Genomic DNA, 14,799 nt, shown 5'->3' on the forward strand with positions numbered 1-14,799 from the left:
CACCTATTCAGGTAACTCAGCAGCATTACGAATATTTTGTAAAATTAAACTAGGTGTAGTTCGTTTAACTAACCCAGTTAATACGTTTCCAGGACCAATTTCTACAACTTTCTCAATGCCATCTTCTACTAATTGCAAACAAATTTCTCGCCAGCGGACAGAACCAGTCATTTGTTGAGAAAGACGCTGTTTTAAAGTTTCCGCTTCCATAGCTGGAACTGGATCTACATTAGATAAAACTGGAACATTTGCTGACTGAAAAATAACTGAATCGAGAACTTCTTGAAATTCCATTGCGGCTGCTTTCACTAAATGGGAATGAAATGCACCAGAAACCTTTAAAGGGATAGCCCGTTTAGCTTTAACTTGTGAAATGACAGTCTGTACAGCATCTGGAGTTCCAGAAATAACAACTTGGAGAGGACTGTTATCATTTGCTAAAACTACATCAGGTGTGGCGCTAATAACTTTTTCTAATTCTTCTCGGTCAAAGTTCATTAATGCTGCCATCATTCCCCCAGCAGCACTATCCATTAATTCTGCCCGTCGTTTTACCAAGTGTAATCCAGCCGACCATTCAAAGACACCAGCCACATAAAGGGCTATATATTCGCCTAAACTATGCCCTGTAACTACGTCTGGTTGCTGTCCTTTTTCCCGCAAAATATCAGCAATAATACTTTCGATTACATATAAACTAGGCTGGGTATAAAGTGTTCTTGATAAAGTGTCAATATCACTTTGACATATATCTATTACAGACCAACCCAAAATTGCCTCAGCTTGAATAAATTTTTCTTTGGCAGATGGTAGAGTTAACAAGTCTATTCCCATTCCCAATGCTTGAGAACCTTGTCCGGGAAACACCCATGCAGTTTTAGTCATTTGTTATTAGTCGGTGGTCAGTTGTCAGTTGTTAGTTGTCAGTTGCCAGTTGTCATTGATTATTAGTATTAATTTTCTACTTTTGACTTTTGACTTTTGACTTTTGAATTATCTATCTTCCCCATTGAAAAATGGCTGCCCCCCAGGAAAGACCTGCGCCAAAACCAGATGTGGCAATGATATCATTAGGTTTAATTTTCCCGGCTCGCACTGCTTCATCTAAAGCCAGGGGGATAGATGCAGCGGAGGTGTTACCATAGTCGGCGACATTGCTGATAATTTTATGTTCGGGAATCTCTAAGCGTTCAGCAACGGAATTGATAATCCTTTGATTTGCTTGATGTAATACTAACCAATCTATATTTTCAACTTTGAGATTAGCTGCAAATAGGGCTTTGTCTATCACTTCTGGAACTTTTTGCACAGCGAAGCGGTAGACTTCTTTACCGTTCATGGTAATGGGATGATATTTGCCTGTAGATACGTGAACATCTGGCGCTAATTCTGTGCTAGAGGCGTTATAGGCTAGGTTGAGACAATTGTTTTGAGAACCGTCGCTTTTGAGGCAAAATCCTAATAGGCGATCGCTTTTATTAGCCTGTAATACCACCGCCCCAGCCCCATCACCAAATAACACACAACTGCGTCTATCTTGCCAATCTACCCACCGAGAGAGGATATCAGCCCCAATTAAGAGTACATTTTGATAAACGCCTGTTCTGAGGTATTGGGCGGCTGTGACTAAACCAAAGACAAAGCCAGAACAGGCAGCAGTTAAGTCAAAGGCAACTGCTTTGGTAGCACCTAATTCACCTTGAACACGGCAAGCACTTCCAAACAGGTCATCAGGAGTGGATGTGGCTAATAAAATTAAATCTATGTCTGCTGCTGCGATGCCGGCGGCAGTAATAGCCTGTTGACCAGCCGCAGTGGCTAATGATGTCAGTGAATCGGGGGGCAATGCTAACCGTCTTTGACGAATTCCTGTTCTTGAGGCAATCCACTCATCTGATGTTTCTACCAGTTGAGTTAATTCTTGGTTATGTAAACAAGCTGCTGGGACTGCTGAACCACTACCTGTAATCGCTATACCACTGTTGAAAAAATTTGGCACTTCTTTTTTCCTCAATTGTCAAGTGTCATTTGTAAATTGTCAGTTGTCTTGTTTGTAAGCATTAATAACGAGTACCAATGACAATCCCAATTTTAGATTCGAGATCAAGAATTTCAGATTTATAAAAGTATTTATGAATCTAAAATCCCCAATCTAAAATTGGATGACAAATGACAAATAGCTGTTGTATCCTCATCTCAATAGAGAAAAGAATGGGCTAATACAGCACGGCGTAAAATAAAATAGCCATTGTCAATCCCCAAAAGCTGACGACCTATTACTTTTGACTTTTGACTTTTGACTTTTAACGAACGCCCGGCGGTACTAACTACTTTCATTTTGGAGAATTTGATATTGGGATTGGAGTCTTTCTAGTACCTGATTATCTACGGCTTCTTTAGCCATGCGAATGGCACTAAAAATAGATGGTGCTTGGGAACTACCATGACCAATAAAACAAATACCGCTGACACCCAGAAGCAAAGCTCCTCCGTGTTCAGCATGATCCATGCGTTGTTTAACGCGCTTCAGATTAGGTTTTAAAATCGCTGTACCGATTTGACCGTGTATCCCTTGGGGTAGTTCTTCTCGAAGAATTTGTAGAATTACGCCCCCAACTGCTTCGGCAAATTTTAATAAAATATTACCCACAAAGCCGTCGCAAACAATCACATCAAATTCACCAGATAATACATCCCGCCCTTCAGCATTACCAGTAAAATTAATTTGAGTATTTTTCCGTAACAATTGGTGGGCGCGGAGAGCTACTTCGTTACCTTTAGTATCTTCTTCGCCAATATTCAATAAACCTATCTTGGGATTGTCGGTTCCCAAAACATACTGACTGTAAATTGAACCCATAACTGCAAACTGCTCTAAAAATTTAGGGCGACAGTCTACATTAGCACCAACATCCAGAATCATTACTGGCTTGCCGGCTTTGATGGTGGGGAATACTGTGCCAATTGCTGGGCGGTCAATTCCCGGTAATCTGCCTAATCGCAGCAAAGCTGATGCCATAGCTGCCCCAGAGTGTCCAGCAGAAAATACAGCATCTGCCTGTTGATTTTTGACTAAATCCATCGCTATGTTGATGGAAGATTTCCGCTTGCGTCTAACTGCGTTGAGAGGATCTTCATCCATAGCGATCGCTTCCTCGGCAGGAACAATCTCCAAATCCGCCATAGTTGTCTTTGGCGGCATTATAGCCTCAATTTGTTGGGGATCTCCAACCAGTAATATTTTTACACCTAATTCCTCTCGCGCCCGCAGTGCGCCGGCGACGATTTCAGTGGGTGCATGATCTCCCCCCATTGCGTCAATTGCGATCCTTACACCAGTCGATCCCATTGCTCAGAGCTTATAGAAACCTTACAAATTTTATCAGATTGCAATACTTAAAAATTTAAAATTCTCAAAAAAGCATAAGAAAATCTACTTTTTCTAAAATCAAGAGAATTAGTATATTTAATTTCACTTAATTTCGCTTGTTAGTATTTACTTAGAATTACATGGGTAACATTAATGATTAAGTGATTTTACTAATGTCCCAAAGCAAATCAAAAATTAGATTCCCGACTTTTTCAAAAAATCGAGAATCTGGAAAAAACCTTATAAAATTCTGGGGAGGTGTGTATCTAACCAATTAACTAAATCAGATATTCCTGAAAAATCTAAAAACTCTTCTCCCAATATTTCTAATTGTTCAGTAGGTAATAAACGAATCCGTTCAACTATAAATGAATCCATTTCCCCAAACCGCCGATTTAATTGACGATTCAGAAAACGAAAAGCTTCTTTTTGTTCTCCTTTCTGTTCACCCTTTTGCAAAATATCCTGGTAAATTACAGATTCTTGCATAATATCCTCACTCAATAATTGACGAATTAGATTTTTCTCGAATCGCAAACCTGCTAAAATCTCTGTGTAAGCAGCAGTATTCTGTCTGGCTGGTACATCTGTAATTTTAGCAATTTCTGTGGCAACCTGGGATAATAATTCTGGTGCGGAATTTGTTTTTGTTAATGGTGCTAAGGGAAGTAATGCGGGGTTATTGAGAAACAAAGCCGAATCTTGCTCCCACATTCTGATGACTCGATAGCGATGATTTGTCATTTCATCAATATAAGCCTCGGTAAAAGCGATTTCATTAGTTGTTTCCTGCAAGAAAATCACCACTTGAGTTACAGGTAGATTATATTGTCTAACTAATCTGACAAAATAATCTAACATTCTTAACGGAATGGGAGTTTCTGATTTGGTTCTAGTTTGAAATTCTAAATGTAGGATTCTGTTGTTTGTTTGCAGCAATATAACGGAATCTGCACGAATTGGTTCAATGCTTAATTCGGTTTTTAAGACTTTGATCTTTTCGACTGTTTCCGGTAACAACCAGTTGGCAAAATCAAGAGGATGTTTTTCAGCTAGGATTTTACAAACAGTAAAAGCTGGGTTGGGTCATGGTCGTGCAGTCCAGGAACGACTAGCCAGAACCACATTCGACACTTGAATAAGCGTAGTGATCGCAGTTCTTCTGGGAAATTTTGATTTCTGTAACCTTGCCAGTGTCCCAGGTGTGCAAGTTGTTGTTTGGCACAGGTGGGGCAAAGGTCGCCTGCTTTTCCTTTGTCTATGGTGTATGTGGGGTCTTCAGAATTTAGGGGTTTGATGCCAGGAAATTGACCGTTTTGAGAATAGGGGCAGGGTTTTCCGTCCAGTTCTGCGGGGATGATACCTGTGCAAATTAGGCTGTCGGGGTAGATTTTGCCGTCGGGGGACAGGAAGAGGGCTTTGGGTTCGGTGTTTTTTATATTCATGCTTGACAGTTGCCAGAAGCAGATGCTATTCTGACAATATACCTGTTAACCATGTAAATGTCAAAGCTTAAATGACTAACTTCCTACCTCGTATTTGAATCCGATTGTTTTAGCAACCAAGTCTAAATGTTTCGACTTTGAGCGAGTCGGTTCATAAATTCCATTTTCCCATTCACTAACTGTTTGCTGACGTACACCTAGCTCTTGTGCAAATTCTGCCTGTGTTAAACCAATTTGGAGACGTAATGCCTTAATTGATTTGCTATTCCATACCACTTTCCCATCTACAATTTGCACTTCTTCGCTATTAGTAAATTGGCGAAAAGTAATACATTGCTGATCAAAATCAACATTTTCAACCCGATATCCTGCTTCTATCCAGGCTGAAGCTTGTAATGCGCCTTTGCTGCGATTACTCCACCATGCCCGTTTACTTTTTGCTGAATTGGGTAAGGACTCTTTTATTAAACGCTCGATTTCGGCAAATGATAAAATTATTTCATTTTGTTCACTGCTATACAAAAAGTCTAGGAGTGGCTGGTATTTACTACCCTCCTTCATGTTACCTCTTCCTCTACTAACATCTATTATCTTCTATCAATTAGTTAGTCTTCAGTTAGCCTACGACTTTCAAAGTTATTAATATATCCTGGCTGAATAATTAGCTCTTGAAACTCTTTACAAATCAATCTAATTAACTCTTCATTCTCTCCTGTTAGATAACGTCCGTGCATCAGCCTATTCCTTAATACACGGAGGTCATTAATTTTTCTCGTAATTGTATCTCGTGTGTTTTTATTAACAGTATTAACAAAAATTGATTGAGGTGAATTTGATAGCTTATAACCTCCTTCTAAGTCATCAATTATACTAATCATTTTTGATAAATCTGTAAAATCTGCATAATAAAGCCAGTGCATAAGTAGAGGATTATATTGCTGGTAGTTAGCTTCATTTTCATTATTCTTTAATGCCTCACTCTTACATTCTTTATATTTTCTAAGTCTATCTTCCCATTTATAGCCATATTTAATTTTATATTTTTCAAGATTTTGTTCAGCATCTTCTATATATCTATCAAGAGTATCTTCCCAGCGAGAACCATACTTTTTGAGCATTACAGATATAATAAATTCTCTAACTGCGTTTTCAAAATTCATTACTAAAGGGAATAATCTCTCACTTCTCTCATCCCCATAAGAGTTATAAACAAGTGTTAATTTAGGAAAGTACGTTTCTGCTGCCTGTGCTAAAACCTTCTCAAGTTCGACAGGTTCAACCGGAACTGCCATTTCAACGTCAAAAGTTATTAAAGTATGAGAATTGATATGGGATTGCCAATGTACATTTAGGAGAAACTCAAAATTTTGGGTAACTGCTGCTTGCAATTCATATTGATTATTTAATGGGTTTAGAGGTATTGAATCGTATTCGTCATATACAGCACCCAAGTCATCGAAAAGATCATACAAGGCTCTTTCTAATTCCTCCTGTGGCTGTTCAAAGACAGTTAAGTAGCAAGCATGGATCATTAAACTCCCCCTTGAAATAGCTTTCCAACAAGCTTCTGAGCTTCAGCACGGTGATCTTTAGCAGCTTTCGATAATTGCTCTGCCTCTTTTATTAATCGTTGTGCTTCAACAACAATCTGTTTTTGTTCATCACGAGAGGGGAGCATTATAGGCAAATTATTTAGAGCAGCAAGAGTCAACATAGGCTGAATGCTACCAGTTGAAAGGGAGTGAATAAGGGCTTGACCATCATCTGAATTGAGATATAACGTCAAGTAAGCAGGATCAATCTTGTCTGTTAAGCGCAATCTTGCAAGGTGTGTATCTATGTTGGCTGGTTCGTCAGATTCATAAACAGCAGCTATCCCTGGACGCATGATTAAACTAACCAGCACATCACCCTTATGAACTTGAGTTTTTTCTAGTTTGTTGTGTTCCTCTGGAGTGAGATAGCGCACATGATTCAGGTTGATACCTTCAGTCGAAATATTACGTACTGATATCAAAGGAATTTCCCCTCTATCTTTAATCCCGTTGATAAAATAACCACGCTGAGTAGTTCCTAAAGTACCCAATTTGACTACTGGAAAGGGGCTTTTCTCTAACTGAGCCATTGCACCTGTCACAACTTGCGAGTAAGGTTCAAAGTTCCAGACACCCTTTTGACGTAACTGCGAAAGATTAACTATAGTTTTTTCCATTTAACTACCTTCCTAATAACCCAGCTAAATCTGTAATTGCTTTCTTCACTTCTGGCGGTTCATTAACTTCATCTTCTGAGGCAGAAATACGACCAGATGCGTCATAGCCAATATCATCAATCCTAGCCATGTAAATCTTATCATCCTGCTCAATTTCTAGCTGACTTTCTGCTGTCAAAGCTATATCACGCTTTTCTAGAAGAACCACGCTAGTTTTCACAGCAGCACCATAGGGTCTGAATGTTTCTTGTGGTAAACTCACAATCGCTTTTAATCTTGCCCAACGTAAAATCCAGTCTCTTACATCCTGCATGGAACTATTTGCCAAAACACCATCAGGTAAAACAATTGCTAACTTTCCCCCTGGTGCTAAAAACTCAAGACAACGATTAAGAAAAGCGACTTCTTGAGGAATGCTTCTAACAACCTTGCCATTTTTCTTTGTCACCCCATCCCGTGAAGCAAAATCCTTCAAAATACTTTCATTTGTCAACTTAGAACCAAATGGAGGATTAGTTAAAATCATCGTTAACCCACCCAGATAAAAACCAGGACGTTCTGGAAGTCCTTCTGTAATTCCTCCTGTAATGCTACTCAATCTTTCCAGCGAATCCATAACCTTTAAATCGGCATATTGTGCGCCATTCATTAAAGTATTAACTCGCGCTACGTGCATGACATTTCGAGAATATTCAGCCCCAAATAAATGATTATCTCGAAACTTGATAAACTCTTCCGTTGGTTCTTCAGGATTTATCCCTTCAGCACTATCTCCATTATTTGCTATTGCTTTTGCATATTCCTGTTTACGCACATAATCCAAAACGTGAGTTAGCATTCGCGCTGAACCGCAAGCAGGATCACCAACATAATCATTTACTGTTGGTTGCAAAATTCCTACCATTAAATTAATTACTGGTGTAGGTGTGAAATATTGCCCCAAATCATCGCGGAAAGTCTTACTTAAAAAGTCCTCAAATACTCCACCTTTGACATCTGCTGAAGATTTCCGCAAACTCCAAGGCTGTAAACGCTTGACTATTTCCATTGTCGTGTGAGGCTTGAATTGCAACACATCAGCTTCATTAAATGCCAAACGCACACCCAAATCATCACCAAATTTTTTCGCTAGTGTGTCCCGTTCCCACTGCTTGGCTTTTTCAAAAGTTTCTCTGACTTGAACTAATAAACGTTCTGGGTCTGTTTCATTACTGACACTAAATACATAAGCCCGTGATTCTCCTGTTTGCTTTACCAAGTCAATTGTTGCTTGTTCGTCGTACCACTTAGCAAACAAAAATTTAACCATTGCATCAACGGCTTCTTGTGGCTGCAAACCCTCGTTATCTCTGAGAATAGAATGACATCCAGAACGGGTATCACCCAAAACCTCCCGAAATTTATCACGGGATAGAGGTGTAAGTCCAGTTTGAATACCATCTGGTTCACTAGGATTTAAAATTACAGTATAAGGACTATGGTTTGCAGCTTCACGGGCGCTTTCATATTTAGGTAAGTTACCAATTATTTCTAACTTACGTGGATAATCAAGGTCACGACGATAGATATCTGTTTGTTTCCCACTGGTTAATATTGCATAACGAGCAGATGGTGAAGCACTCATGTAAGAATTGAGTCGGTTAAGATGTTCTACCCAACCTTCCGCTTCAGTTCCACCAACTTTTTTATTTGGTTCCATAGCCTCTACCATAATAAAGGCTACATCCAAATTACCTACAGAGTCAGCATAACGGTCATCATAAACTACAACGTCTGCCCGTCCTTGATAGCGTCGTCCACCTTGATGAGTTCCTTCGGCAAAATCTGCATTTAGTTCTAACGCCATTGCTTCTAGTGGCACACCGTACTCTTCTACTAAAATCTGAATTGCCCATATTGTTACAGGGTCTTCTGCTGGACGGACATAAGAACCATCGGCTTTAAATAATTTCTGTAGATTTATATGCTGGCGATACTTTTCTGGTACGTCAGCCGGATTTTTATAAGGATTAGTGAAATCGGAGAAAGGCATGAAGTTATGGAATACAGGTTACACCTAGCCTAATGATAGGCTATTTTGAGCGATCGCACTTTGATCTATTTCCTATACAAAAACCGTAGGGGCGGGGTTTCCCCGCCCTGGTGTTTCCCTAACTCAAAACCCAGCTAACCAGTGTTCTCACACCAAAACCAGTTGCCCCAGCACCATTGTAGCCATGTTCCTTATCAGCCCAAACTGGTCCGGCAATATCTAAATGCGCCCAAGGGGTATCCTTAACAAACTGCTTGAGGAATAAAGCCGCAGTAATAGAACCGCCATAACGAGGTCCGGTATTTTTCATATCAGCAATACCCGATTTTAGCCCGTCAAAATATTTATCTTCCATCGGCATCCGCCAAATTTTCTCACCGGCACTGTCAGCGGCTGTTTGCAGTTGGCAAGCTACCGCGTCATCTGGTGTAAATAAACCGGCGATATCTTCGCCCAAAGCTACCACACAAGCACCTGTAAGGGTAGCTAAATCAACGATCGCATCCACACCCAATTTATCCGCATAAACCAAGGCATCAGCCAAGGTTAACCGCCCTTCAGCATCGGTGTTATTTACTTCGATTGTTTTGCCATTTGATGCAGTTAAGATGTCTCCAGGGTGCATAGCCTTACCGCTAATCATGTTTTCAGTAACGGCGGAGATAAAGTGAACTTCCACATCTGGTTTTAATTGTCCAATAGCCTTAGCCGCGCCTAAAGTTGCCGCTGCACCACCCATATCCATTTTCATGGTTTCGATCCCACTACCAGCGCCTTTAATGTTCAATCCACCGGAATCAAAAGTTACGCCTTTTCCGATAATTGCCAGTTTCCGCTTAGGTGTACCGGCTGGTTTATAGGTGAGGTGAATGAATTTTGGTGGTAAATCAGAAGCTTGGGCGACTCCTAAAAATGCCCCCATGCCTAGTTTCTCGCATTCTTCCTGTTCGAGAATTTCCAGTTCTAACCCGTATTCGTGAGCGATCGCTTGAGCAGTTTCTGCCATAGTAATAGATGTAACCGCATTAGCTGGGGCTGCGACTAACTGCCTAGCTAAAATTACACCGGAAACAATTTGATTAGCGCGGGTAATAGCCGCTTCTTGTCCAGCTAAACCAAGTAAATCAATGGTTTCAATATTGGGATTTTTATCTTCTGGCTCGGATTTAAAGCGAATATCTTGGTAAAGTGCCAATTCTATGCCCTCAGTCAATGCTTGGGCTGTGGTGGCTGGGTCATTATTCCACAGTGGTAAACTGATGCCCAAAGTCTTGGTTTTTTGCTTTTTGGCGGTTTTGGCTATAGTCGCGGCTACACGGCGTAAACTGTCTAGTTTTAGTGCGTCTGGTTTCCCTAAACCAACTACAATTACCTTCTTCACTGGGTAAGTCCCACCTAAACGAATAACAACGGTGCTATTTGCCTTACCTGTAAACTCTTCCTCGGTAATTACTTCTTTTAAAATTCCCGCAAATTTATCATTTAAGTTGACCAGATCACCGGTTAACTCCACCGCATCTTCAAATAGACCAAAGGCTAAAGTATCACCGGTCCAATCTAATAATCCTGTATTTGTAAGTTGAATCGTCATTTTTTTAATTTCTGTCTATCTTGCTTCATGTACCAGTATTGCTCAAATTTTCCGAATCATGGGCGTTTTACGCAACGTCTTGACAATCTGGTAAGATAAAAAATAGTTCACAAATATCCAATTTACAAAGTTTTATCGGTTTTTTAGCCATCCGTTGCTTGTAAAAATTATTCCTATGTCTAAAGAAATCAATCAGCCCCAATTACCACCCACCAGCGCCATTGACAGTGTGACTAATGTTGCATTTGAAAATTGGTTTGAATATCCAGTTCGGGCGCAACCTCACCACACTGATTACGCAGGTATAGTTTGGCATGGTACTTATTTAACATGGATGGAAGAAGCAAGGGTAGAATGCTTACGCTCTATAGGCATTGAATTTGCTGATTTAGTAGCTTTAGGTTGTGATTTACCTGTTGTAGAATTGTCAATTCGTTATCATCAGTCGGTGAAATTAGGAATGCCAGTCCTAGTAAGAACACGGATGGCTGAGGTAACGGGAGTGCGAATGAACTGGGACTACACCCTTGTTTCTCCTGATGGTCAGGATTTATATATTACTGCTCTGGTAACGTTAGTAGCTTTGGATCGAGAAAAAGGTAAAATTATGCGTCAGTTACCACCCGCGTTTCAAGATGCTTTGGCGAAAATTTCCGGTTCTCGGAAGATTAGGTAATGGAAACTGGGAACTATAATAAAAAAACTTTTCTAGCAACCCATAGTTTTAATATGTCTAAATCAGTAAAAATATCTGATCATTTAACACAAAAGGTTCAAGAAAAAGAGAAAGAGAAAGAGGAACAACTAATTAATGAACTTAGACTTTTATTAAAAACCTTGATTTATCAGGAAGAAGTTACAATTAAAGCCATCATAGATTGTCTTTATGATGTTGGTTCAACTAATTTGATAAATCATAAGCTGCATTTTGGAACTCTCAATAAGACTCTAAAATTTATGACTAAAATGTCGAAGCCAGTATTTAAAATCCTGGCTTGGCAATGGTTTAATAAAAATTGTCCTGAGTTAATTACTAAATGGCTGGAAAGTAAGGTGACATTTGCCAGAGTGGAAGAAACGAAGATAGAGGTGATGGTAGATAATGAAAATCTCAGTTTAGCTCCTATGTCTCAACTTCCAGAAGAAAATCAAGTTAATCAGGTAAAACATCTGCATTTTCAGGTGAAATTGTTAACAGGTATTTTAGTTGGAGTTTTAACTATCTTTTCCGGTAGTTTTATTTGGTTGAATTATTCATTAAAGTTATCGCATTTGCAAACTGTAGAAAAACTCCAAAATCAAGTTAAAATCTTAGAATCTAGTGTCAATAGACATTAGTAATTAAAAATGAGGCGTTGCTGATTAAGGATTAAGGGTATGAATTTTAGTCTCACGCAAAGGCGCAATCACGCTTCGTGATCTCGAAGAGTAGACGCACTGAGGTTTGATTTTTAAAGGTTCAATTTGGAGATTTCATACCTCGATTCAGCAACGCCATTTTCCGGTTTCCCCCCAAAGCATCGAGGGGATTAAGAGGGGTAATTTAACTTGTGTGTACACGATAGCCCCGCAAGCAAGGATGGGACTAGGATGTATTTCATTCAAGTGCAAACTGTATATACAACAGCTTCGTAGAAATCTAAAATCTAAAATCCAAAATCCAAAATTGATATGTTGCGGGTTTTAATTCTCGGTGGAATTGGTGATGCAGTGGAATTGGCTGCTAAGGTAGCAAATATTCCTGGTATTGAGGCGATCGCTTCTTTAGCCGGTCGAACTCGTAAACCTGCTAATCTTGTTGGTAATGTGCGGATTGGCGGTTTTGGTGGTGTCCCAGGATTGGTTGGTTATTTGCGAGAAATGCAAATTGATATATTAATTGATGCTACTCATCCTTTCGCTAATCAGATTTCTGAAAATGCCGCCGCAGCGACACAGGAAGTAGGTATTCCGCGATTAATGGTAATTCGTCCACCTTGGGAAAAATTAGGAGATGATTGCTGGTTAGAAGTAGAAAATAATCTCGCTGCTGCTACTGTGTTAGCAAATCAAGCTAAACGAGTATTTCTAACAATTGGTAGACAAGAAATTGCGACTTTTGCACATTTACAGGAAATTTGGTTTTTAATGCGGATGATTGATCCACCAAATACTGATGTTATCGTCCCACCTGGATTAATTTTATGCGATCGCGGTCCCTTTACTTTAGAAAACGAACAGGAAATTTTACTCAAATACAATATAGATACCATTGTTAGCAAAAATAGCGGTGGTAATGCCACCTATCCCAAAATTATCGCCGCTAGGAAACTCGGAATTAAGGTTGTGATGGTAAATCGTCCACCTGTACCCCCAGGAGAACAAGTTCCAGACGTAGATAGTGCGTGCAAATGGTTGTTTGACAAGTTGGATATTTTATAAAATTAAGGTAATTAATGGAGGGACGCAACATGGTGATTAAGAAACCAGATATTAACAATACTCCTCAAAATCTGATTTTACCTTTAGAAAGTGGCGATCGCCTATCCCGCCACGAATTTGAACGTCGTTATACAGAAAGTCTCCATGTTAAAAAAGCCGAACTAATCGAAGGAGTAGTTTACGTGGCATCACCCTTACGCTTTCAACGTCATGCAGAACCCCATGCAAAACTGGTAATTTGGTTAGGGAATTATCAAATTGCTACACCCGGTATCAAGTTAGGTATTGAACCCACAATTAGATTAGATCAAGATAACGAACCCCAGCCTGATGGAATTCTATTCATTGATCAAAGTTTAGGAGGAAAGTCCCGCATTACAGTAGATGACTATATTGAAGGTTCACCAGAATTAGTTGCCGAAATTGCTGCTAGTAGTGCAGCTTATGATTTGCATGATAAAAAAAAGGCCTATCGTCGCAACGGTATTCAAGAATATATTGTTTGGCAAAGTTTAGAAAAAAAACTAAATTGGTTTCAATTACATGAAAGTGAATATATCTCTCTTGAACCCGATGCTGATGGTGTCATAAAAAGTCAAGTTATGCCAGGTTTATGGTTAGCAGTACCAGCATTACTGGCAGGTGACATGATTCAGGTTTTAGCAGTTTTACAAGCCGGATTAAATTCACCTGAACATAGGGAATTTTTACAAAATAGATAATTGGTGATTGGGAATATAGCAGATTGTAAATTAATGAGGCTTCCGTGAGCGTCAACCGATAATATTCGATGGCAGAAAGTGTTAGTAAAAGCTTTACGATCTTGGGATATATGGAATACAAGTAACACTTACGAACGAGGAAATTATTTATTTTTTAATATGCCTTTATACTCAAATAATACTGAATGGCAATTAATTGATGTGAGTGACAATGAAACTGAATTTCATATTTTAGGTGTTTTACCTGGATTGATTCAACTACCTTACCCTCCATCACATAAATCAACAGCTACTCCTGTGATTAATTATCAACCTACTGTTGAAGAAAGATATGATTGGACACTTGAATTTGCTAGACGACTTGATGCTTGGTTAGCTGCTATTATTTTATATGCTGTTAGCTTATATCAACAAGAAGATAAACTTCAAGTTTTTAATATAATAAATTCGATGGACTCCATATCTGATGTATGTATTGATTGGGAATTTGATCAACATGAATGTCAATTAAACTGGGAATAATCCAATAATTCTCAAAAATCCAGATTTTTCTAAAAAATATAGTATAATCTGGATTCTAGACGAAAATATCAATTATATAGTACAATAGTATCAATAAGCTATTGTCACTTAATAATTTACAGGTCATAAAATGGTATCAGTTAATCCGTTAGTCAAACCCTTTGTAAAGTGGGCAGGAGGAAAAAGACAGCTTGTGCCGACAATTCTAGCCAATCACCTGCCTAAAAATTATAATCTTCAAACCTACTACGAGCCTTTTATTGGTGGTGGTGCGCTTTTGTTTAGTTTGCAACCTAAAAAAGCTGTCATTAATGACAGTAATGCTGAATTGATAAATTGTTACAAAATAATTAAAAATTCTTTAGATGAACTAATTGAGGATTTAAAAAATCACAAAAATAATGAATATTATTATTATGATATTAGAGACTGGGATCGAGAAAAGAATTTCAAGTCTAAAACAGAAGTTCAACGAGCATCCAGG

General features: G+C 39.0%; 17 protein-coding genes. 6 read left to right on the forward strand and 11 right to left on the reverse strand.

Going from position 1 to position 14,799, the window contains the following annotated elements:
- Positions 1 to 3: 3 nt before the first annotated feature.
- From fabD to IQ228_RS00400, 11 genes are all read right to left on the reverse strand, one after another.
- A complete protein-coding gene (gene fabD / locus IQ228_RS00350) occupies positions 4 to 885 on the reverse strand; it encodes an ACP S-malonyltransferase (RefSeq protein WP_027402240.1) in 882 nt (293 codons plus the stop codon).
- Positions 886 to 997: 112 nt separating this feature from the next.
- A complete protein-coding gene (locus IQ228_RS00355; protein WP_027402241.1) occupies positions 998 to 1,999 on the reverse strand; it encodes a beta-ketoacyl-ACP synthase III in 1,002 nt (333 codons plus the stop codon).
- Positions 2,000 to 2,196: 197 nt separating this feature from the next.
- Positions 2,197 to 2,337 (reverse strand): hypothetical protein, encoded by a 141-nt coding sequence (locus tag IQ228_RS00360; RefSeq protein ID WP_160170619.1) that lies wholly within the window; start codon positions 2,335 to 2,337, stop codon positions 2,197 to 2,199.
- Positions 2,324 to 3,349, reverse strand: a complete 1,026-nt coding sequence (gene plsX / locus IQ228_RS00365; protein ID WP_193961911.1) for a phosphate acyltransferase PlsX — start codon at positions 3,347 to 3,349, stop codon at positions 2,324 to 2,326. Before plsX ends, IQ228_RS00360 begins: the two co-directional genes overlap by 14 nt.
- Before the next feature lie 261 nt (positions 3,350 to 3,610).
- The gene (locus tag IQ228_RS00370; protein WP_228043611.1) at positions 3,611 to 4,390 is read right to left on the reverse strand and encodes a DUF4351 domain-containing protein; all 780 of its coding nucleotides are present in this window, start codon (positions 4,388 to 4,390) and stop codon (positions 3,611 to 3,613) included.
- Positions 4,391 to 4,422: 32 nt separating this feature from the next.
- Positions 4,423 to 4,815, reverse strand: coding sequence for a hypothetical protein (locus tag IQ228_RS00375; RefSeq protein WP_193961912.1), 393 nt, complete (start codon positions 4,813 to 4,815; stop codon positions 4,423 to 4,425).
- A 75-nt stretch (positions 4,816 to 4,890) separates the two neighbouring features.
- Positions 4,891 to 5,376, reverse strand: coding sequence for a DNA-binding transcriptional regulator (locus IQ228_RS00380; RefSeq protein ID WP_027402247.1), 486 nt, complete (start codon positions 5,374 to 5,376; stop codon positions 4,891 to 4,893).
- A gap of 44 nt (positions 5,377 to 5,420) precedes the next feature.
- Positions 5,421 to 6,347, reverse strand: a complete 927-nt coding sequence (locus tag IQ228_RS00385) for a hypothetical protein (protein WP_193961913.1) — start codon at positions 6,345 to 6,347, stop codon at positions 5,421 to 5,423.
- Positions 6,347 to 7,027 (reverse strand): restriction endonuclease subunit S, encoded by a 681-nt coding sequence (locus tag IQ228_RS00390; protein WP_193961914.1) that lies wholly within the window; start codon positions 7,025 to 7,027, stop codon positions 6,347 to 6,349. The genes IQ228_RS00385 and IQ228_RS00390 overlap by 1 nt, the downstream gene beginning before the upstream one ends.
- 4 nt (positions 7,028 to 7,031) lie before the next feature.
- On the reverse strand, positions 7,032 to 9,059 hold the full coding sequence (locus IQ228_RS00395; protein ID WP_027402250.1) for an N-6 DNA methylase: 2,028 nt from the start codon (positions 9,057 to 9,059) through the stop codon (positions 7,032 to 7,034).
- Between the two features lie 118 nt (positions 9,060 to 9,177).
- Positions 9,178 to 10,650 (reverse strand): leucyl aminopeptidase, encoded by a 1,473-nt coding sequence (locus IQ228_RS00400; RefSeq protein WP_027402251.1) that lies wholly within the window; start codon positions 10,648 to 10,650, stop codon positions 9,178 to 9,180.
- A gap of 175 nt (positions 10,651 to 10,825) precedes the next feature.
- On the opposite strand from IQ228_RS00400, the gene IQ228_RS00405 reads away from it, so the two are divergent.
- The 6 genes from IQ228_RS00405 to IQ228_RS00430 all read left to right on the forward strand — a co-directional run.
- The gene (locus IQ228_RS00405; RefSeq protein WP_027402252.1) at positions 10,826 to 11,326 is read left to right on the forward strand and encodes a thioesterase family protein; all 501 of its coding nucleotides are present in this window, start codon (positions 10,826 to 10,828) and stop codon (positions 11,324 to 11,326) included.
- A gap of 53 nt (positions 11,327 to 11,379) precedes the next feature.
- Positions 11,380 to 11,988 carry a hypothetical protein gene (locus IQ228_RS00410; RefSeq protein ID WP_193961915.1) on the forward strand — a complete coding sequence of 203 codons (609 nt, stop codon included), beginning with the start codon at positions 11,380 to 11,382 and terminating at the stop codon, positions 11,986 to 11,988.
- 333 nt (positions 11,989 to 12,321) lie between these two features.
- Positions 12,322 to 13,071, forward strand: a complete 750-nt coding sequence (locus IQ228_RS00415; RefSeq protein WP_027402254.1) for a cobalt-precorrin-6A reductase — start codon at positions 12,322 to 12,324, stop codon at positions 13,069 to 13,071.
- Positions 13,072 to 13,100: 29 nt separating this feature from the next.
- Complete coding sequence (locus tag IQ228_RS00420; RefSeq protein WP_193961919.1) at positions 13,101 to 13,793, forward strand: Uma2 family endonuclease; 693 nt, start codon at positions 13,101 to 13,103, stop codon at positions 13,791 to 13,793.
- 159 nt (positions 13,794 to 13,952) lie between these two features.
- Positions 13,953 to 14,315 carry an alfin gene (locus tag IQ228_RS00425; protein WP_193961916.1) on the forward strand — a complete coding sequence of 121 codons (363 nt, stop codon included), beginning with the start codon at positions 13,953 to 13,955 and terminating at the stop codon, positions 14,313 to 14,315.
- A 130-nt stretch (positions 14,316 to 14,445) separates the two neighbouring features.
- On the forward strand, positions 14,446 to 14,799 hold a 354-nt coding region (locus tag IQ228_RS00430; RefSeq protein WP_193961917.1), incomplete at its 3' end, for a Dam family site-specific DNA-(adenine-N6)-methyltransferase.

It is taken from the genome of Dolichospermum sp. LEGE 00246 (assembly GCF_015207865.1).
Classification (GTDB): domain Bacteria; phylum Cyanobacteriota; class Cyanobacteriia; order Cyanobacteriales; family Nostocaceae; genus Dolichospermum; species Dolichospermum heterosporum.